We start from the raw sequence: 21,914 nt of genomic DNA, 5'->3' as shown, positions 1-21,914 counted from the left end.
TAATCGTTAGGATTCCGTGGTTGTGTCTTCGGTTTCAGTGGTTTCTTCTTCTACTGTTTCATCTTCCGTATCATCCAAAGAATCTTCTTCCGTGTCTTCGACATCGTCTGATTCATCATCATACTCGTCGTATTCTTCTTCATCATCATCGTCTTCATCGGTTTCAATTTCTTGATAGTAGAACGTACCATTTACCGCATCGACTTCTAATTCAAACTCCTGCCCTTCATACATAAACTCGATTTCGTAATAGGCTACTCCATTGTCCATTTCAGCTTCCATTTCAAGTTCCGTAACCATACTCAAATCCACATTGAGTTCGGTCGCAACCAGTTGCATCATCGCTTCTTCAGATAATGCGTCTTCAGGGAAGACATCGTCATCGTCGTCATCATCGTCATCCATTTCAACATAAACTGTTCCTTCTTCAGCATGAATATACACTTCGTATTCTTCGTTGTCGGTTTCTAGTTCCACTTCGTATACGATGATTCCATCTTCGGTTTCCAACTCGACTTCAAATTCAACGATTGTCGCTTCATCAAGTTCAAAATGAAGAACTGCTGCTTGATAAGCTTCTTCAGCCGTAATTAAGCTAAGTTCACTCGCTGTACCAACTTTATCGACACCATCTAATTGATAGTCTTTGGCTTCCAATAATAGATTTAAGTCATTAATGGATAACAGTGCTAGTTCTTCGACAACTACACGAGGATCCAGTTCAACAATTTCTAAAATCAGTTCTGCTTTTGCTTCAGAAATGTCTAATAACTCAGCCAATGCTTCGGCATCATCATCAAAATCTAGGGATTGCGTGATGATTGATCCTTCAATTGCACTACCGCTCAAGTAATTGTTGATGGTTTGTGCAAGTTCAGCCAGTAAATTGACTTCATGTTGCTCATCATCACTGGATACAGAGAGTAATACAGAGTTCTGCAGTTCACTGATAAATCCATTGGCAACCATTGATCCAACAATCGCGTTTAACGCGACGTTATAATCGACACCGACAAGATCCATATCACCAATAATGGTCGCGGCGTCTTCATTATTTAATATTACATTGATGACATTATCATTGTCATCCAACTCTAATACAATACTTGGATTGACATCAATCGCAATTGTCGATGCGGCAGATGCACTCCCGGTAGAACATGCAGCTAGTGTAACGAGTACAAGAGCTGTTAATACTAATGTAGATAATTTTTTCATTTTCAAATTCCTTTCTATTTGTGGTTTTCACTATACTAATGCAGAACCACCAGAAAATATTGCATACATTCGAAAAAAATTTAAAAATTTTTATATTGTCCTTTAGTTGGAACCATTTAGTAGAAAAATAAAAAGCACTTCTATACGTAATTAGTATAGAGCTACTTTATAGAATGGTATCACAGACTTACTAACCTTTATATAGTATAAGGTTGTATACAAATTATATAATGTGATAGAATGAACTATAAGTATTATTCATACAGAATAAAGAACATAAAATAACTCTACAGGTGATTTTTTATGATTCAGCGGATTCAATCACTCCTTAAAGACGTTAGGTGGAAACCAGTTGTTATCTTCGTTGTGACAACTCCTTTGTTGTTCATTTTATTACATCAAATCTCTGTAGGAGATGATGTCCTTTATCATACCATCATGGAGTTAATTACAGTACTCACTGGTTTAATTATCATTGTCATTCTTATTAGTATGTGGAAATTTGTACAATCAAATACATTGATTATGGTGATTTGTATATCGCTATTTTTTGTTAGTGTTATCGATGTGTTTCATATCCTATCCTACCCGGGAATCCATCTGTTTTCCAGCGCTGATGAAGCGTTAAATCTAACGCTATCATTTTGGATATTCGCCCGTGTTTTACAAGGTGCTTCGATCGTATTTGCCATTCTTTTAACAAGGTTTATTAAACGAGTGAATTACGTTGGTGTAATTTTCGCTTATGTATTTATTACGACGCTTGGAATCCTCTTCATCCTCCAAGGGTATTTTCCACAAATGTATGTGATTGGGCAAGGTTTAACAACAACCAAAGTCATTAATGAGTACCTGATCATCTTATTGTTTGTCGTTGGTGGATACTTGTTAGTGCGATACAAATTAATTACCAACAACAACATGATGATTTTGTTTCTATTCTTTTTATTGTTTCAAATTTTTTCTGAGTTTTTCTTTACTCAATATACAATAACCACAGATATTGCCTTTGTCGTTGGCCATCATTTTAAAATATTGGCATTCTTTATCATTACATATATTTTACTGAAATCAACGATTATTGCACCGAGTGAAACGTTGTATCAAGAAATCTTACATCAATCGGATCAACTCAGCAAGCTACTAAAGTACGAAAAACTAACCAGGGAAATTACCGAAATTTGTAGTGTAGCAATCCGAAATGACAACTTCATTAACGATGTTCTAACGCTTCTTGGGAGCACGCTAGAAGTCGATCATACCTTTATCTATAAACACATTGAAGATCGTAAAGTCTTTAAACTGACAAACGCATGGTTCAATCATTCCAGTCAGTTGGTGGACGATGACTTCGAGTATGAGTTCTTTGTTGTTGATAGTCTCCTCAACAAATTCAATAAAGGAATGACGCACTATTCTGCGGATACCTCTACGATTGAAAACGAGCATGAAAAAGAGAATTTTCTTACGATTGGTATTTATGCTTACATCAATGAACCCCTTTTTGTTAATGGGAGATTCTATGGTTTCATGGGCTATAATATGACAACAACAAACCGTGAAACTCTAGAAGACGACATCACACTGATTAAATCCATTTCAAAAATCTTAACACAGACAATGGAACGCACCAAAGCATTCAAGGAAATCGAACATTTAAACAACCACGACGACTTGACTGGTGCATACAACCGGAGACATTTTGAGGACTATATCAAACAAGTTGATACCAATCCATTCTATCCCCTTGGTATTGTCGTTATTGATTTGAACGGATTAAAACTGATTAATGACGCGTTTGGACATCTTGCCGGAGACGAGATGTTAATTAAAACCGTGGAGCTGATAGAACGAAACTTAGAGAAGTCTAGTACTCTATTTCGAATTGGTGGCGATGAGTTCGTTGTCGTTACGACAAACACCACTTCAGAGTACGTCTATACTTTATTCGAGAATATTGAACGCCAATGTGCTGAAGTACATGTTAGTTCTGTACAATTATCCCTTTCGTATGGCGTGCATATTCGAACATCTGACAGATTACCATTTTATGAAGAATTTAAGATTGCGGAAGATGAGATGTATCGGATGAAATTGATGGATGTCCCATCGATGAGAACCAATGCGATTGAAACGATATTAAATACGCTGTTTGAAAAAGATCAGTACTCCAAAGATCATTGTACCAACGTTTCTTTGATGACCGAAGTTCTTGCACAAAAAATGGGCTTCAACACCAATCAAGTCGGAAAAATTAAGATGGCCGGATTACTTCATGATATTGGTAAAATCATTGTTCCTGATCGCATCTTAAAAAAAGAGGGCCCCCTAACTGAATTAGAATACTTAGAGATTAAGAACCATACGGAAATCGGCTTTCGTATTTTAAGTTCTACTAAGGACTTCAGAGAGATTGCTGAATATGTATTATCCCATCATGAGTTCTATAATGGGGGAGGGTATCCCCATGGACTAAAAGGCGATGAAATCCCAATTGAATCCCGGATTATTTCCGTCGTCGATGCCTACGATGCAATGGTATCGTATCGTTCCTATCGTCGTAGTTTCACCAAACAAGAAGCGATACAAGAACTGAAAAATAATCGGGGAACCCAGTTTGATCCAGACGTCGTCAATGTATTTGTTGAACACATTAATGCTGTTACTGAAGTGCGACCTGATTCCGATAATCTAGATAAGTGAACACTCCCACTACTTACAATAGGTATTGTTGAAGTAGGGGCTTCTCGGGTAATGCGCACTATCGCGCGCAAATCAATCGAGCTATCAAGGTTGTCCCATCCTCTATGTAATATCTATTCTTTTGTTTTCTGTTTTTACTCCCTTCTACTATTTACCTACTTGCATACTATCATATTGTTGTAGAAGTGGCAAAATGCAGAAAACGCAATATTTTCGAAAATGCAAAGCATTTCTGCACCAGAAATGATATATATTCATCTCCCACTTACCAAATTTTCGAAAATTTGCTTGAAGAAGGAGTCTTCTATATATGAAACGATAAAAAAGCCCATCGAGGGCTTTATTATTTTAATTTTGAATTAACTTACACATGAAGTAGTTGTCGAATTCGTTTGATTGACAAATGATTTGATACATAGTACAGGATGTGAAATGATACAAACATCATCACAAACAAGACGCCCACATAATACGGCCAATCGGGTAAGACACTTGCCAAAACCCGTGGTTTCTCTCCAACAAACATGTAGTTGCGATCAAAGGTGACGTTGGTGTAAATGATTAGTGGTGACAAGACGAGAAGCATGATTATCGGTTTGTAGACACTTTTCAGTGTCACACGGTAATTGTATGCTTTGTAGTAATAAACTGGAACGATGACGATCATCATGTGAATCAAGATGTAATGATAGTATCGCATATTGTAGTAGGTGTATCCCAATGAGTTGGGAACAAACAACGCGGCAAGACCACCAAAAACGCCGATGAAAAAGACAAAATCAAAGATGCTTTTACGATTAGTAAGCAGTAGAGCGATACTGAACATCGCCCCAAAACTACACACATGTAACGGTACACTGAATAGACCATAACTCCAGTAATGAATGTGATAGATCAGTTCTAAGAAGATGAGGATACCTACCATGATTTTCTTAAAGATAGGCTCTTTATTTGAGGCTTTAATTTTGGGGGCATAATGCAATGTCAAAACAACACTTAGAACACCAAGTGTAATCAATAGAACATGTTGCCAGGTAAATATGTCTAGGGCCATGTCGTAATTTAGTTCATGACTCCAAAATCGTTCAAAACTCATGCATCCACCTTCATCTCAATCAAGCTAGATACAGTATACTCGAATCCCTTACACAATACAATACATTATGATATAATAAGGTCATCTCAATTAAGGAGATCATCATGAATAAAACCCAAGCGATATACGGCGTTGTATTAATTGGTTTATTGTTGTATCTTGAAACAGTGGTTGAGTTCACCTATCTCACCAAACAGCTTGTACGGATCCCATTCATGATCGTGGTTCCTTTTTTCTTATTGCGTTATTCACAATCGTCTATTTTAAACGACCTGACATTCTCCAAGGTATCATTCAAAGATGTTCGACCTAGTATTCTCGCTGGACTTGTGGTTTTCTTTGGTGCGATTGGTGGATATACCATCATTTACTTCTTTTCTGATCCTTCGTCAATCACCGAAGCGTTATTAGCGATTGATGTTACGCTCCAAAACATCATTTGGGTCAGTTTATACATGACGACGTTCAATGTCATATTGGAAGAGTTCTTCTTCCGTGGTTTTGTCTATATGAATCTTCGCAAGACTAATGAAATTATGGCCTATCTCGTCTCTAGTTTCTTGTTCGCAGCATTTCACATCGGAATTGTATCTGCGTACTTTGAACCATTAATCTTTATTTTGTTGTTATTTGGTCTAATGCTAGTTGGGGCATTCTTAATTTTTATTAATCGCTTTGGAAAAAGTTTAATCAATTCCTGCATTGTTCATATCTTTGCCGACTTAGCAATGTTCTCCATTGGATTTTACTTATTCTTACAATAACCTAGGTTTCAGAACCTTTTGATAACGTACAACGATAAACACCCTTGCACAAGCATTGTGCAAGGGTGTTTTGTGGTATCAGAAAATCACGCTTGTCCAGGCTTATGTTGCGAGGGATAAACTGGCCAAGTGTGAAATGATGTATATTGACAGTTACAATACGTATGAATAGTGTTTGATTGTTGTATTTGAATAAACCTTAGACTATAACAGAAGAAATGATTGACAAAAGAATGGTTGTAAATTACAATATACCTTGTATAACAAAGTACTTTGCAAAGCATATTAATAATGGCGGTGGTTTTATGACGAAATTTAAACAACAGTTTAAGAAAGGATTATTGGAACTTGTAATCCTTAAATTATTGTGTGAAAAAGATCATTATGGTTATTCTTTAATTCAAGAAGTGAATACTAGAACAAATAACTCTCTTGAGCTTAAAGAAGGAACCCTGTATCCTTTAATGCATCGTTTGGAGAACCAAGAACTAATCAAAAGTTACTGGAGCAGATCCAAAAAGGGACGAGAGAATCCACGAAAATACTACCAAATCATGCCACGTGGAAGAAAGAAATATGTCCAAATGTATCTGGACTATAAAGAAATCATTATTAACATTAGTGATGTTTTAAATGGATAGTATTACATTAGAAGCAATTTCTGCAACGAAAGCAATTCTTAAACCTTATAACCATTACAAAAAACTTACAGAGAAAGTACACAAGTTGGTGGAACTATGAAAGAATTATTCAGAAACAAGAACTTCACATTACTATTTTTAGGAAACTTCGTATCAGAACTTGGAAATGTCCTTTTCGGATTTGTTGCTGGTCTGTACGTTCAAGATTTGGCGATTAAAAGCGGTGGTGAAATACTAGGTGTCCCATCCGGGATGATGCTGGGAACGTTTATGGCACTAGGTGCAATTATCCGTGTTGCCTTAACACCTATCGCTGGGGTACTCGTAGACCGCTGGAACAAAGTGAAAATTATTTATTTAACCGATTATTTACGGGGAATTATGTTTGTTGTTGTTGGCTATGTTTTCTTCATTGGTGTACCCAATGATACCGCGATGATTATACTACTTGGCATCACTGTTATTTCAGGTGTAGTTAGTGCATTTTTTGGTCCCGCAATTTCCTCGATAACTCCGGAGATTGTCGGGTTGGAAAAAGTCCAAACAGCACAAGGAGCGAATAGCATTATTCAAAGTTCAACAATGATCGTTGGTGTTTTACTCGGTGCCGCTGCATATGGGTTGTTTGATTTTCATACAGCACTATTGTTAAACGGACTTTCATTTATCATATCTGGATTTAGTGAAATGTTTATTAAGGCATTGTATAAAGAAGATGTCATTATTGACAAACATGAATCGGTCCTCGCAGGATTCAAAATTGGTTTATCCTATTTGAGAACAAAAACTGGTTTACTCACAATGATGGTCTTTAGCTTGTTTCTAAATTTTGCTTTTTCACCACTATTCAGTGTTGGAATACCCTACTTCTTCCGCACCGAACTAACACGAAGTGAATGGGATATCGCATGGGTAAATATTACATTTGGAGTCTCTATGATGATATCAGGCGTCGTTGTTGGTAGTATGGTGTTTCGAAGTATTAAGAAAGTCATTCGACAAAATCTTGTGCTGTTATCAAGTAGTTTTATTTTTATGACGATAATCATTACATTATTAACGCAGAGCCTCATTAATTATCCTATTTTTTATATTCTTATGATTATTGGTAACATCGGAATGGCAACGTTCATGATGGCAACAAATGTTCCCCTCAACACCGCGTTAATCAAAGCCATTGATCAAGAATACAGAGGACGTGTTTTTGGTGTTATCAGTTCCATTAGTGGTGGAGCTGTCCCCATTGCTATTTTCCTTGGTGGTGTTATTGTGAGTTACACAAGTGTTTCCGTTTTAGCAATGGTTTGCTCGGTCTTATTGCTAGTTCCTACCATCGGTTTCATCACCAACGATAAAATCACCCATTTGTTTGATTCCCTAGATCAAGGACATAATCATGTTGAACTAATCCAAGATTAACGTGAGAATGGAAACAAAAGACACAAAGCTTGTCTCGATAATGATTCCTTTCGAAGCATATCTTATCTAAATAGTGAATAAAAAAATAGAGGTGTATGTCGTTTCATGATACTAAAAAAATCAAACCACTTGTTGGTTTGATTTTTAATATCATACATTAATACGAGTAGTCACTACTATAATGCTGGGTCTACAATAATGACACAAAACGAGAAAGAATCTTCCTCGAATCATAGATAATAAAAACAAAACCACTACTTTGCGCAGTGGTTATATTCTACTCTATAGTTATTGTTAGGCTGTTTTTGGGGTTAATTGTTTCCTTTTGTAATACCATAATACAAGGATGGTTGTTGCGACAAAGTTTACCGCAACCCAGATCCAATATCCTGGTTGATCTACATCTTCTAAGAAGAGAATCGGGAATAACGGAACTGATGTATTGCTGGCCGCATGCATCACCCAAGGGATCACCATTTTCTTGTCACTAATGTTGTATAATATACTAATCATGATTGAGAAGATAATAGTAAATAAAACAAAGGCGATAAAGGAATAATTTTCATGTCCTTCACCGGGCATTATCCATAGTGGAGCATGCCATAGTCCCCACATCAGACCGAGAAAGGAACTTCCTAGAAGGATTCCGAATTTATCTTGAAGTTTGTCTTGGGCAAATCCGCGCCAACCAAACTCTTCTTGGCCACCACCGAGAACTAACATTAATAATGCATAGGGTAGTACTAATACTACTGGTGAAATAGTAAGTTCTTCGGGCATTAAGGTAGTTGGAAGATTGGAGATTCCAAAACCTGTTGTAATATAGTGAGCAATCACCGTTACCCCAAAGGGGATCACGATTGCTAGAATGTAATAGAGTGGTTTTGTTCTAAAGCGTAAACAATGTTTAAGAAATGATTTCACTTGTGGCCATCGGCCGATTTTATACTGGACAACAACTGCACCAACAAGTGGTCCAAATGCACCAATAATCACTGCCAGCATCATCAAAGAGCTCAATGTTTCAGACATGGGATATAAACCGAAACCAGCCAATATAAATGGACTCCACACCAACCATGAAAATCCAAATGTTACCGCAAAGTATACAATTAATTGTTTTGTTTTACTCATAGTATTCTCCATAATCCTATATTTATTAATATCTAGTTCTACAATATAGGATTTTCTACTCATTTACAAGCAACTTTTGGTTGCGTTGAAATTGTTTTACAAATTACATAAATCTTACTTCAGTCTTGTCAATCAACAGATTGAGCTACAAGAAGATTTCAAAGATTTGTGTATGAGTTACTGATACATCGTTTTCTGTAAAAGTGACGATGACTCTTACGTACATAATATTATTAGTGAATCCCATAACGGTAAAACTGTAATCATCCACCAATGTAGTTTCATACACTATTGTTTCCGGAAATAGTGGATTGAAGGCGACATCAACATCGACTTCGGTGATGTCCAAATTGAGCTCATTGATAAACGTCAGGTTGACATCAATTCCCGTCTGTGTGATGGTGTGATTGAGATTGATGGTTACTGATGACGTCGGCAATGTGGTAAACCTATACTCCCGACGGACATCGACGAACGGTTCTTCACCTTGAACAAAGTGTTGACGAAGAACTAGTAAATATTCAGTTTCTGGTGTTAATCCTTCTAAGACAAACGGACTCCATCCAAACGTATCTAATCGACCAGTTTCCACTACGGTATCGCCATCATACAGCGTGTAATCAAGAAAGTTGTTCTCATCGACAACGAAACCATAATTGCTATATACAAACATGTTGAAGTTAACCGACGTGTCCAAGATGTTGGAAATGATTAATCCGTTGCGGTTTTCAATCAGCGCATCAATATAATTGGGCATAATAGTCGTGAAATACATTTTTGCGATGACGGTCGATTCTGTTGTATCTCCATCGACATTGTGATATACAAGTTCAACTGTATAACTAGATAAAAAGTCTAAGTTCATAATGTCAACAAAAATCTCAACATTTTCGATGACGTATGGAGTAAATTCGTCTACATAGCCATTTTCATCGTATAGTCTAAAGGTAAACGATTCATTGGCATCAAAGGTTATTTCACCTTCCCAATTCACATGACAAGATGCAGCAAAACCACCTGCAGAGCATACATAACTATCGAAATCATATACATTGAACTCTGAGGTCGTCTCCAGGTCGACCGTATCTAGTGTCCAATTATATACATCGATGATCGTTTCATATGACATTGTAATTTCAATCGTATAGGTGGATTCTGAAGGTAAATTATTCGCAGTATACATTGGATTTCCACCAATATAGTTTGAATAAACAGTGGTAAAATATACTGTATCATCTTCACCAATCACACGGATGTGGATTGTTGCCTCACTATAAAGTTCGCCGTCATTTCGTATATTGAACGACACGCTATTTCCAGTTGATACAAATGGTTCAATACTCAAATCGGTGCTTTCATATATTTCATCGGATATGTCTTCATAGATAATGACTTGTCTTTGTACACTCGCTTCATTACCTTCACTATCAATAGAATAGTATGTGATGAAATATTCTCCTACTGTGTCTATATCTACACTGCCGTACACGGTTAGTGTAACATCTTGATCGTATGCATCGAACACCTCTGCACCGGGATCCGTAAACAACTCGCCTAAAATGGAATAAATCACATCATCACCATTTAATGTAATGACAGGAGCAGTTGTGTCTTGTACAACCACCGTTCTCGTTACTTCTATGGCTGTGTTGTCTTCCGAGTCCATTGCATTATACGTGATTTCATAACTACCAAGAATCGTTGATTCGACGGTGTCACCAGCAATACTTACCGTACACGTGGCGTCATAGTTATCCAAGCACGTGGCACCCAGTTCGTCATATGTTTCACCATATTCGACATATACCACATCATCACCATTTAATGTAATGACAGGAGCAGTTGTATCTTGTACAACCACAGTTCTCGTTACTTCTATAGCTGCGTTGTTTTCCGAGTCCATTGCATTATATGTAATTTCATAACTACCAAGAATTGAAGATTCGACGGTGTCACCAGCAATACTTACCGTACAAGTGGCGTCATAGTTATCCAAGCACGTGGCACTTAGTTCCTCATATAATTCTCCATATTCGACATATACCACATCATCACCATTTAATGTAATGACAGGAGCAGTTGTGTCTTGTACAACCACAGTTCTCGTTACTTCGGTAGCTGCGTTATTTTCAGAGTCCATTGCATTATACGTAATTTCATAACTACCAAGAATCATCGATTCGACGGTATCACCAGCAATGGTTACCGTACAAGTGGCGTCGTAGTTATCCAAGCAAGTGGCACCCAGTTCCGCATATGATTCTCCGTATTCGACATATACCACATCATCCCCATTGAGTGTGATGCTTGGATTGACATCATCTACTACTACAACCGTCAGTGTGTATTGTCCTTCATTTCCATTATCATCAGTTACTGTGTAATGTACTTCGTAGGTACCTACTGCAGCCAAATCAACATCTGTGATATCAATCATATCAGTAGTAATTGTTATCTCACCACTTCGATCGTCTAATGCCGACACATATTGTGTCCAGTCTGTGATGGTTGAGTCAACAGAAATTTCAATCGAATCTTCTCCTGTAATAATAGGTGCAGTATTGTCACATCCTGAAAGAAAAAACATAATCGCAACTAAAAAAATCCCTAAAGCACATCGTTTCATAGCTAATATACTTCCTTCCCAATATTTTTTATATCTGTATATATTCTATATTGCAATGTAAAGAATGTCAATCACACTTCTTAGTGGCTTAGTATATATAGCGTAAGCCCAATAGGGCTTTGTAAAAAATATGGATATAATATATTTCTCTCTTTTGTTTGAACTCCATCACTGCCCAGATTGTCCTCGGTAAACCAAAAGTGATTGTCTATGAGTTACACAATCACTTTAAGTTTTAAAAAGGATAGAGTGTTTTTACGTGTTTTGATTTACTGATATTCTTGTAGTCTAGCCAATATCATGGGATGTTATGTCATGATACTACACGACATAATCGGAATACCCAAACTCCGTCAATTTTTCGAATATATGCCACAGTATCTCTTCCATATTAGTATCGTATTCATTGCTGATAATTACGATAGCTAAGTCGGCTCCAGTATTTCTATAAAAATACGTAATAAAACGTTGAGAATCACCGCTGTGGAACAGCTTTACTGTACCATCTGTTGAGAGAATGTGCCAGCCATAACCATATCCTTCTGTATTATAGGTCGGATCCGTATATGGTGTGTAGATTAGGTTGGTAGTTTCTTCTGTAATCAGGGTATAATTCATCAATGCATGATGCCATAGTAGTAAATCTCCAGTTGTCGAAGCCATTGAACCTGAAGAGTAGGATATGGAATTGTGACGACGATCTACTGCGACGCCTCTACCATAGAGTATTCGATCATATCCCAGGGCTTCTGTAGATTCAGGGTCTAGCGTAGAGAACCCAGTATTCTCCATTCCCAATGGATCAAATATATTTTGTTGCATAAACTCTTGATACGTTATTTCAGTTATGACTTCAATTATGTACCCCAGTATCAGATAGTTTGTATTGCTGTACTCAAACTCTTCTCCGGGAGTGAATGCTAAGGGATACGAACGAATAATATTGATTAAACTTAAAGGGGAGTGATATGAGGTTAAGTACTCTTCATCTCGTGGTATATGAATGAGATAGTTTTCGAGTCCAGAAGTATGTGTAAGTAAATGGTGAATTGTGATGATATCTCCATTCGGAAAGTCGGGAATATACATATCGATTGTATCATCGACAGTTAACAATCCATCTTCATATAACATCATAATGGCAACGGCAGTGAATTGTTTTGTGATTGAGCCAATTAAGAATGTTGTTTCTGGAGTGTTTTCGATTTTTTCGACGGTGTTAGCCCAACCATAGCCTTCACTTAATAGCGTTTCATTATCTTTATAGATCAATATCGATCCATTAAATTCTACGTTATTAACAAATGAGTTAATACTAGTTTGAAACAGCGTTTCCCATTTTGAATACAAGGTAATGTCCTGTCTTAACATGGAATCAAATTCACATTCTTTGATGAAGAGATCGTCAAGATACCATCCTAAAAATGTGAGTCCTTCTTTTGTCGGATCGTCGATAACTACTTCACTTAAGTCTGTGCTATACTCTTCTATAATTTCCAGCATCACAGTACCATCAACATCAAGGAACTGAATCGTATACATTTCAATGTCGTATTGTGCTGTCATGATTATTGAATTTGCAGGCATGATATCTGGTAATGTGCCATTCCATCCAACAGTTGAATACCCTTCACGCTCGGGTATATCTGGTAGATTAAATAAGGTTAAATCGGTTCCGTATTCGACCAATTGACTCGACAAGACTGTTCCATCATGATCTTGAAATTCGAGAGTAAATGATAGGATTTGATAGACCGCGGTAACAACCAAATCTTCCAGCGGCATCGTTTGAGATATACTGATGTCCCATCCAATGAATTCATATCCTTCTCTTGAAGGATGCAAATCCCCATAATAGGTTTGCAAGTCTGCTTGATATGGAACTTGATTTGTTTGAATAATGGTATTGTCATAATCCTCAAACAAAAGAGTATATGTAAGCATTTCATAGACTGGTTCAAGCACGATGTTTTGTGAAGGCATCGTGTTAGGCAACATACTAGTCCAGGAAATACTTGCATAGCCATCACGCTCGGGTATAGCAGGTACCTCATAAATGGTTAAATCTTGTCCAAAGTCGATTTGATCACTCGATATAACATTTCCATCGATATCGTGGAATTCGATGGTGTATTGCCGGACCTGATATTGAGCAATGATTGTTAAATCGCCAGCTGGCATCGTATCCGGTACGATGACATCCCAACCTGTAAACTCATATCCTTCTCGTTCCACAGTAGGTGCACTAAGCGCTGATAAGTCATCCCCTGTTTCATAAGTGAACGTGTTGAGGACACTATTATCAAAATCAAGAAATGTTAGTGTTCGTAATGGCATTTCCCATTTTGCATACAAGGTGAGATTCGTCGATACAGTTGTTGTATCATCAAATGCTTCCTCAAAGGTATCATCTACATACCACCCAACAAAGATATACCCTTCTTTGGTTGGGTCGTCCGGAAGTGTTGGTGACGTTCCCTCGAGTAAAGTAATTGAATCAATTACAGGACCCCCATTGGTTTCAAATTCAATTGTGAGTTCGGTTTCACATCCTGAAATTAGTACAATCAACCATAGTGCGAATAGTAATGCCGCTTTTTTCATAATCTTCTCCTTATCCATTTCCATAAAAAACAAAAAGCTAGCAAAGTGCTAGCTTCTTGTTTGTAATAGTATTGTGTAGTAGACCAGACTTTGTTACTTTCGGTGTAGTCATCGATGTCGTTTCTCGTTATTCTACTCTTGCCAAGCCAAATAGTGTTGTATATACACCCACTGAATCATCTGGAGTAGTATATTGTTGAATCAATTGGTTCATCTCTTTCATAAAATCTCGTTGTTGCTCTTTTGTCATATATAATTTTGTATGATTGGAATATACATAACCGGGGTGATATTCACTACCCGAAAAGGTAAATTCATGTGCTTTTACTATGTCTTCTGAAAAGTGCTCTACGTGAATCCGAAAGTTTGTTGCTCGAGACATACCACGTATTTCTCGAAAATACTGTCCTTTTCGCAGTTCTGGATCTACAAGTATATGTTCATACTTCAATCCATAATATTTGGCTTGAATACCATTAATACTTTTCGTTTTTTCAATTTGGAGAACATCTATTTCATGTAATTTGTTTACATGGTAATGAACTTTACCCGGTGGTTCTCCAATAATGTCCGCGATTTGAGTGGCGGTTTGCGGTTCTTGAGTTTTAAAATATGTTTCAATAATGCGCATCCGATACGGATCATAGACGATCTTTAGCTGTTGATCGGTAGTTAAATATATTGTGCCTTTCATATTATCATCTTCCATCTTGTTTATTGAATGTATATCAACGTTCAATTTATTATAACGTTAAACTATATTGAATGTCAAGTATAAGTGATGCAATTTAACATTTTAAACAACATGCCACTTCAACAACCATTTATACATTATTAGCTATTATGGGGAGTTCTGGCAAAAGGGTGCAATGTAGTTGTATTGAGCGATAGATTCATTTACAATACTTGAAGAAGGAGTTGATCGGTTATGGGTGTATCCTCATATATCATCTATGCACTTGCAATTATCTTACTTATTGTGTCATATATAAAAGACACACAAAAAACCAAAAAAGGACTACTGAAAGCTTGGAAAAGCTTTCGGAAGTTAATGCCTCTTATTTTGCCGTTATTCTTATTCATTGGAATCCTACTAGCACTGATTACCCCATCGTTCATTTCTAGCATCCTGGGAGAAGATAGTGGTTTTCTAGGCTATGTTATTGGTATGGTTGTTGGTAGTATTACGTTCATGTCTCCATTTGTGGCTTACCCACTTGGAGTAGAACTATTAGAAAATGGTGCAGCTTATCCACAAGTTGCAGGATTTTTAGTGACGGTCATGAGTGTCGGTCTTGTCTACTTTGCTGTTGAAAGCAAGTACTTCAATAAGAAAGCTGCAGTATACCGCAACTTGATTAGTTTCGTTGGTGCAATCATTGTCGTTCTCATAGTATTGGTGGTGTACGCATGAAACAGTTTGTCAAGAAACAGAAGTTCTTTCTTGTATCAATTGTCCTACTCATTGGGATGACAATTATTGATATCCAGTTAACCTATCAAGCGTTTGAAAACACTTGGAATCAGGTATGGAATATGTTGTTAATTGTTCCACCGATCTTTGTCTTAATTGGACTCTTTGATGTATGGGTTCCAAGAGAAACCATCATCAAACACATGGGAGAAACATCCAAAGCCAAAGGAATGTTCTGGGCATTCTTCCTTGGCGCTTTCAGCGCTGGACCTACCTTAATCGCCTTCCCCATTGCGATGTTAATGTTAAAGAAAGGTGCGAAGTATTCCAACGTCCTATTCTTCTTAATGGTTTGGAGTTCCTTGAAACTGCCAATTGTATTCTACCAAGTAACAACCCTCGGGCTACAATTCTCACTGATTATTAATATTACGATGTTAATTGTATTCATCATTAGTGCGTTACTTGCAGATGTCTTCTTTACCAAACAAGAAAAAGATCTATTCTTAGAAAATGCCAATAGCCAACAATAATAATAAAAACGATGTGAATCCATCTAGGTTCACATCGTTTTTATAATTCATCATGTGGTATACTATTCACGGTATGAGGTGGTAATTATATGGAGAAGAACAAATCATTCTTTACAATCATTGAAGAGCGAACATCCGTTCGCAGTTATGAGAACAAACAACTATCGAATCAAGACCGAACAAAGATAACAGAAATCCTTGAGGAATATCAACAACAGACTCCTCCTTTTGGACATTCTGTTCGGTTCTTTCTTGTCGATAACGGGACAACCAGACAAACAAAGATTGGGACATATGGTTTTATTAAAAACCCACCATCTTTCATTGGTGGTGTAGTACACAACTCGATCGAAGGAATGGTTGATTTTGGTTTCTTGATGGAACAAGTCATTCTTCGCTTGACAGAGCTAGGGTTTGGTACGGTCTGGCTGGGAGGAACCTATCATCGCAAAAACTTTGATGTCCGAGTAGACGATGGTGAGATCATTGCGGCCGTATCTCCGGTTGGATACGGGACGTCAAGATCGCTCCGAGAACGAGTGATTCGTTGGGGTGCAAAAGGCGACCAGCGACGTCCTTTTGATATGTTATTCTTTCTCGGTAATCCGGTCCGTCCGGTTCCAATCGACCATATCTATTACAAGTATCTTGAAGCTGTTCGACTTGCTCCGAGTGCATCGAATAAACAACCATGGCGTATCCTATTAATCGAACGTGTCTTTCATCTTTATCTAGAGAGAACACCAAATTATGGAAATCTCCTTGTGTTTGATATACAGAGAGTCGATATCGGGATTGCACTATCTCATTTATATCTGACGTTAGTCGAAGATGGATATCAAGTAAAGATTGTAAAAGACGATCCTACAATCGATACGAAATGGGAGTACGTCATTAGTCTTGTAGTTACATCAAACATCTCAGTTTAAACACATTTTGAAACCTAAAAAGGTTAATCGAAGGAAAACTAGTATAACACAATCTCCAATACAAAAGAAGCCCCATTCAGAGAGTTCTGAATGGGGCTATAAATCTAGTTATTGATACGACAATCTCTTATATTCTCGTTTACGATCAATCTCACTTAAGATTTTCTTACGCAAACGAATATCATCTGGAGTAATTTCGACAAGTTCGTCTCCCTCAATGAATTCTAGAGCTTCCTCTAAGGTAAATGTGAGAGGATCTAGTAGTTTAATTGCTTCATCGGTTCCCGACGAACGGACATTCGTTAAGTTCTTGTTTTTACAAGGGTTTACGACTAGATCGTTCGCTCGTGAGTTGAGTCCAACGATCATACCTTCGTAGACTTCAACACTTGGTTTGACGCACATTCTAGCGCGTTCCGATAATTGGAAAAGACTATAAGACATTGTCTTTCCTTTTTCTTTGGCAATGAAGACACCATTTCGTTTTCGTTCAATCGTTCCTGCGTAAGGTTCATAGGAGTAAAAGGATTTCTCCATTGTTCCTCTTCCACGAGTACTATTGATGAACTCACTGCGATAACCTATGATTCCTCTAGTTGGGACAAGATATTCAATCATTGAGTAACTTCCATCAGTGTTCATTGAAATCATCGTTCCTTTTCGTTGATTGAGTTGTTGGATTACACTACCGATAAATTCATCAGGAGCACTTACTATCACTTTTTCAAATGGTTCCAAGGTTTGATCATTTTGTTTGATAAAGAGAACTTCTGGTTTGGATACACTTAACTCATATCCTTCTCGTCTCATGTTCTCGAGTAAGATCGATAAGTGAAGTTCTCCACGTCCACTGACGCGGTAGCCATCGGAGTGATCTAATTCTTCAACTTCTAAGCCGACATTGGTTTCGAGTTCTTTGTGGAGTCTTGCTCGGATTTGACGGGAGGTAACGAAGTGTCCACTTCGTCCGACAAATGGAGAATCATTGACTAAGAAGTTCATAGCAAGAGTAGGACGTTCAATCGCAATCATATCCATTGGTTCGACATGTTCTTTGTCACAGATTGTTTCTCCAATAGATATATGGGAGATTCCACTAAAGGTTACGATATCACCAGCATAAACAATGTCTTTTTCTACCTTGGATAAGCCTTCATTGACATAGAGCTTCGCAATCTTAGTTTGAACCGAAGTACCATCTCGTTTGCTTACCGTTACAATCTCACCAGCATGTAGAGTACCTCTGGAGATTCGTCCAATCCCAAGTCGTCCCACATAGTCATCGTATCCTAAGCTAGAGACTTGAAGTTGTAAGGGTTCAGCTGAGTTATCTGGATACGGTGCGACATGACTAATGATGAGGTCAAATAGCGGTGTTAAGTCATGGCTGTCCTCATCCATCTCACGCATCGCAATTCCATCTCTAGCAACTCCGTATATGATTGGAAAATCTAATTGTTCATCGGTTGCTCCTAACTCTACAAACAAGTCAAAGGATAGATCAACGACCTCTTCGGCTCGTTGATCTTTTTTGTCGATCTTATTAATGAATAGAATTGGTCGTAGTCCTTGTTCAAGGGATTTTTGTAAGACCACCCTTGTTTGTGGCATCGGTCCTTCACTAGAATCTACTAATAAAATAACCGTATCGACCGTTTTCATAATTCGTTCCACTTCACTGGAGAAGTCCGCATGTCCGGGGGTATCAACGATATTGATTTTCGTATTGTTATGTTCAATCGCACAGTTCTTGGAATAAATCGTAATTCCACGTTCTCGTTCTAAATCATTACTATCCATGACTTGTTCGACAACGACTTCGTTTTCACTAAAGACACCACTTTGTGCAAGTAGTGCATCCACTAAGGTTGATTTTCCGGCGTCGACGTGCGCTATCACGGCGACATTGATAATATCTTTGTTTCTCATATTCGTCCTCCAATGATGATTCCATCATCCATCGTTCCTTAAAGACTATATCACAGATTCATAAATATGAAAGATAAATCGCATGAAAAGCGTTTGTAATATACAAAAAACCCACAAGCATACTTGATGCCTGTGGTTTTCTCTATTGATTCTGCATGTTTTACGATCTATTCTTCACTCAAAATCATGTGTTCTAAAAATCTCTACTTCAATCTTGAACTAATCCTATAAAATGAATACAAGATCATATTCTAGTCCCTTTCCTAGATAGACTTGGAGGACACAATTACCCTCATCACAATAATTTCGATTAGGAGCTAAATTAAGCCGTGGTCAGCAATCTATTTTTGTAGTAAAGAAATCCTATAGTATTAGATTAACTGAAAAACCATTTCATCGCATCAACTACATTATCTTTCACAAACAAGAACGAATGACTCTGGTTGTTTTCGATGTAATGGACATCATAACCTTTTGATAACAAAACATCTCGAAAATGACGAATCGACCAATAATGATTGGGTCCAAATCCGATGGTTTCTGGCGTTTCATATCGACCGATTGATATATAGAATTTTGTATCTTGTGTATCCTCTTTTACATATTTGTTAATGATATATTGTGATAACTCTTTATCATCATCCGATATTTTACCAAGGGTTGAGACCTTTGGCGCCCACATCGATGGCGATAAGCACATCGCATTCCCATAGTGTTGTGAATGAAATAGTCCCATGTGCGCAGCCTGAAGTCCTCCTAAGCTATATCCACCGATTGCATTCGATTCGGAACGTTCGTCGATATTATATTTGGTATATAGTTTTTTGCGTACGGTATTTGCGACAAAGTCATTGAAGATATCATTACCCCATAATTCAACCATGCGATTTATTTGATGAATAAGGATGATTATAATAGGTTGCATTTCCTCATGATAAATCATTTGATCGAAAACACGAATGATATTATTTTCCTTGCTTCCTCTCAATATGATATCCCCATCATATAAGGTTAATGATTTATATGTTGTTGTTTCATTATAGTTGTACGGTTTATAGATACTCACTTTATATTTTGTATCTTCAGGTATGTGACTTTTCATCGCTGTATTGATTGCTTGAATCATTGGTTCACATGGAAATTCGTATTCGTCCATCGTGCCCTCTGGGATGGTTTCTTTGGTTAACGGATACGTTACATAATCTGGCGTTTGTAATAAGTGAAAACAGACTTTTCGATTGGGAAATTGTACCGTATGATATGTTTTATTATACGGATCTAAGACAAGCTCATCATGATTGGGTTGTTGCGGACTATCAATGTCTTGTAAAGCTCCTTGTCGAATAAAGTACGATACATACGTTTGGTTTAAAACAAATATCGACTTATAATAGACGTTTGTCCCTTCAAGTAGTCCCATTTGGGCTCGTTGATCGATCCATCCAAAGATACTACTGTGGACAAATAGTTCGTTTGTTCTTCGGTTGGACTGAAACAAAAATGTTACTAAATAGTAATCTGGTTCTGTTTTAATTTTTTCGTATAACGGCGTGCCTTTACGTTGTACCTTTTTCCAAAACTTGTCTAATTCAGCTTGTTTGTTTTCTGATTTCTTTAGTTGTTTATGAAATCTTTTTAATATGGGACTAAGAACTGGTACATTGGGTACTAATTTCATCCATTTCCTCCTATAAACAAAAATAGGACATTGTTGTCCTATTTGTAATGTATTCTAAATTAATTATAGCATACATACGATTTGAGTACATATAAAATAGTGAAAAAGGATTTGTCATGATCTGCATGTCATTAGTAGTAATTACTTGTGGTACGATTCAGTGTATCGCAGTTCGGGGAAAAACTATATATTATTTTTACCCTTTTTGAGTGTTAATCCTTAGCAAATATTGAAAGGATATATGACAAAGCACACAAAATGAGAATGGCAAACATTGTATATGCAAAACCAACAGCAAAATCTAGAATTTCACCACTCAATAAATAAGCGATTATGTAGAGAATTATTGGTGTAAGGGATATTCCAGAAAAAATCAAGGAATGTTTCTTTTCTAGGTATGGAGATTTACTTGCAGAAACTGTGCTCAAAGCAAATATGATTAGTATTGCAATTCCCCATAATACGTGTTTAAATGCATAACTAAATCCAACCACTCCTGCAGAGTACCAAAAATAGCTATACATAGTAATCAATAGCAACATTGAGATTATTGCACTTAATCTAAAATAATCTTGTCTTTTCATGTGTTTGACTCCTTTAATCGTTTATGCTAAGTTAACAAAAATCATTGGAAACAAGTCCTACGATTCGGTATACCAGTTAATAAACTCTTGTCTCTTATTTTCAATTAAACCTATATATTTTGCTTTCGCTCTATCGTATGCTAAATCCAACTTCATTTGCAGCTCTTCCATTACTATCTCATTAGTTACATCGGTAATTCGAAGTTGTACCATAGAGGAGTAGAAATTCTTATGATACTTGTATTGCTGTTTTATATCTTCTCTTGCAGAGAAAAAATACTCATTTAACTTCAATGCTAAAACCCAACTAAAAGCAATTGCCTCTCTTTCAAAATCATACTTACAAAACATACCTTCTTTTTTACCTCGGAATTTTTCAATATCCATCCGATCATAAGGTTTTAATCGGTTCTCAGTATGCTGTAAATAATGGACGGCCTCATGTCCTATCTCATGAATAATTGTAGGAAATCCTATACTTCGTACATATATTATATTCTCTACGGGGTTGTATTTTGTTCTTACACCACTAACAAGTATTGGATGGTTCTTTCCTTTAATCCCTAACACATCGTAAATTATCAACATCAAATCGCTAATCTGTCTCATACTTGTTATCTACCTTCTATTGTTTTTTCTTAA

The 21,914-nt window shown here is 37.0% G+C and carries 17 protein-coding genes; 7 read left to right on the top strand and 10 right to left on the bottom strand.

Annotated features, from left to right (window positions below; genetic code table 11):
• Window positions 1–6: 6 nt before the first annotated feature.
• Window positions 7–1,218, bottom strand: a complete 1,212-nt coding sequence (locus G4Z02_RS05845; RefSeq protein ID WP_258877083.1) for a PepSY domain-containing protein — start codon at window positions 1,216–1,218, stop codon at window positions 7–9.
• 303 nt (window positions 1,219–1,521) lie between these two features.
• Between G4Z02_RS05845 and G4Z02_RS05840 the strand changes: the two genes are divergently transcribed.
• Window positions 1,522–3,921, top strand: coding sequence for an MASE3 domain-containing protein (locus tag G4Z02_RS05840; protein ID WP_258877082.1), 2,400 nt, complete (start codon window positions 1,522–1,524; stop codon window positions 3,919–3,921).
• A 364-nt stretch (window positions 3,922–4,285) separates the two neighbouring features.
• Here G4Z02_RS05840 and G4Z02_RS05835 read toward each other — a convergent pair whose 3' ends face one another.
• Complete coding sequence (locus tag G4Z02_RS05835) at window positions 4,286–5,017, bottom strand: YwaF family protein (protein ID WP_258877081.1); 732 nt, start codon at window positions 5,015–5,017, stop codon at window positions 4,286–4,288.
• Window positions 5,018–5,121: 104 nt separating this feature from the next.
• Between G4Z02_RS05835 and G4Z02_RS05830 the strand changes: the two genes are divergently transcribed.
• The 3 genes from G4Z02_RS05830 to G4Z02_RS05820 all read left to right on the top strand — a co-directional run bounded on the left by G4Z02_RS05830 (window position 5,122) and on the right by G4Z02_RS05820 (window position 7,841).
• Entirely contained in the window at window positions 5,122–5,781 is a 660-nt protein-coding gene (locus G4Z02_RS05830) for a CPBP family intramembrane glutamic endopeptidase (RefSeq protein ID WP_258877080.1), read from the top strand.
• 305 nt (window positions 5,782–6,086) lie between these two features.
• Complete coding sequence (locus tag G4Z02_RS05825) at window positions 6,087–6,422, top strand: PadR family transcriptional regulator (RefSeq protein ID WP_258877079.1); 336 nt, start codon at window positions 6,087–6,089, stop codon at window positions 6,420–6,422.
• A gap of 96 nt (window positions 6,423–6,518) precedes the next feature.
• Window positions 6,519–7,841 (top strand): MFS transporter, encoded by a 1,323-nt coding sequence (locus tag G4Z02_RS05820; protein ID WP_258877078.1) that lies wholly within the window; start codon window positions 6,519–6,521, stop codon window positions 7,839–7,841.
• Window positions 7,842–8,135: 294 nt separating this feature from the next.
• Here the strand turns inward: G4Z02_RS05820 and G4Z02_RS05815 are convergent, their stop codons facing one another.
• The 4 genes from G4Z02_RS05815 to G4Z02_RS05800 form a co-directional block, all read right to left on the bottom strand.
• Complete coding sequence (locus G4Z02_RS05815) at window positions 8,136–8,975, bottom strand: type II CAAX endopeptidase family protein (protein ID WP_258877077.1); 840 nt, start codon at window positions 8,973–8,975, stop codon at window positions 8,136–8,138.
• A gap of 145 nt (window positions 8,976–9,120) precedes the next feature.
• Window positions 9,121–11,601: a DUF5011 domain-containing protein gene (locus G4Z02_RS05810; protein ID WP_258877076.1), complete on the bottom strand. Its 2,481-nt coding sequence runs from the start codon at window positions 11,599–11,601 to the stop codon at window positions 9,121–9,123.
• A gap of 321 nt (window positions 11,602–11,922) precedes the next feature.
• The gene (locus G4Z02_RS05805) at window positions 11,923–14,205 is read right to left on the bottom strand and encodes a serine hydrolase (protein WP_258877075.1); all 2,283 of its coding nucleotides are present in this window, start codon (window positions 14,203–14,205) and stop codon (window positions 11,923–11,925) included.
• 127 nt (window positions 14,206–14,332) lie between these two features.
• Window positions 14,333–14,899 carry an ArsR/SmtB family transcription factor gene (locus G4Z02_RS05800; RefSeq protein ID WP_258877074.1) on the bottom strand — a complete coding sequence of 189 codons (567 nt, stop codon included), beginning with the start codon at window positions 14,897–14,899 and terminating at the stop codon, window positions 14,333–14,335.
• 234 nt (window positions 14,900–15,133) lie between these two features.
• On the opposite strand from G4Z02_RS05800, the gene G4Z02_RS05795 reads away from it, so the two are divergent.
• The 3 genes from G4Z02_RS05795 to G4Z02_RS05785 all read left to right on the top strand — a co-directional run bounded on the left by G4Z02_RS05795 (window position 15,134) and on the right by G4Z02_RS05785 (window position 17,081).
• Window positions 15,134–15,619, top strand: a complete 486-nt coding sequence (locus tag G4Z02_RS05795) for a permease (protein WP_258877073.1) — start codon at window positions 15,134–15,136, stop codon at window positions 15,617–15,619.
• Complete coding sequence (locus tag G4Z02_RS05790) at window positions 15,616–16,152, top strand: permease (protein ID WP_258877072.1); 537 nt, start codon at window positions 15,616–15,618, stop codon at window positions 16,150–16,152. Before G4Z02_RS05795 ends, G4Z02_RS05790 begins: the two co-directional genes overlap by 4 nt.
• Before the next feature lie 89 nt (window positions 16,153–16,241).
• Complete coding sequence (locus tag G4Z02_RS05785; RefSeq protein ID WP_258877071.1) at window positions 16,242–17,081, top strand: nitroreductase family protein; 840 nt, start codon at window positions 16,242–16,244, stop codon at window positions 17,079–17,081.
• Window positions 17,082–17,189: 108 nt separating this feature from the next.
• On the opposite strand, the gene typA is transcribed toward G4Z02_RS05785, so the two are convergent.
• The 4 genes from typA to G4Z02_RS05765 form a co-directional block, all read right to left on the bottom strand.
• Complete coding sequence (typA, locus tag G4Z02_RS05780; RefSeq protein ID WP_258877070.1) at window positions 17,190–19,010, bottom strand: translational GTPase TypA; 1,821 nt, start codon at window positions 19,008–19,010, stop codon at window positions 17,190–17,192.
• Between the two features lie 376 nt (window positions 19,011–19,386).
• Entirely contained in the window at window positions 19,387–20,688 is a 1,302-nt protein-coding gene (locus G4Z02_RS05775; protein ID WP_258877069.1) for an alpha/beta hydrolase, read from the bottom strand.
• A gap of 212 nt (window positions 20,689–20,900) precedes the next feature.
• Complete coding sequence (locus G4Z02_RS05770) at window positions 20,901–21,272, bottom strand: hypothetical protein (RefSeq protein WP_258877068.1); 372 nt, start codon at window positions 21,270–21,272, stop codon at window positions 20,901–20,903.
• A 57-nt stretch (window positions 21,273–21,329) separates the two neighbouring features.
• Entirely contained in the window at window positions 21,330–21,881 is a 552-nt protein-coding gene (locus tag G4Z02_RS05765; protein ID WP_258877067.1) for a hypothetical protein, read from the bottom strand.
• Window positions 21,882–21,914 lie beyond the last annotated feature (33 nt).

It is taken from the genome of Candidatus Xianfuyuplasma coldseepsis (assembly GCF_014023125.1).
GTDB classification, from domain to species: Bacteria; Bacillota_I; Bacilli_A; order Izemoplasmatales; family Izemoplasmataceae; genus Xianfuyuplasma; species Xianfuyuplasma coldseepsis.
Note: the sequence above shows the minus strand (reverse complement) of the source record. Positions and strands in the feature narration are given on the sequence as shown.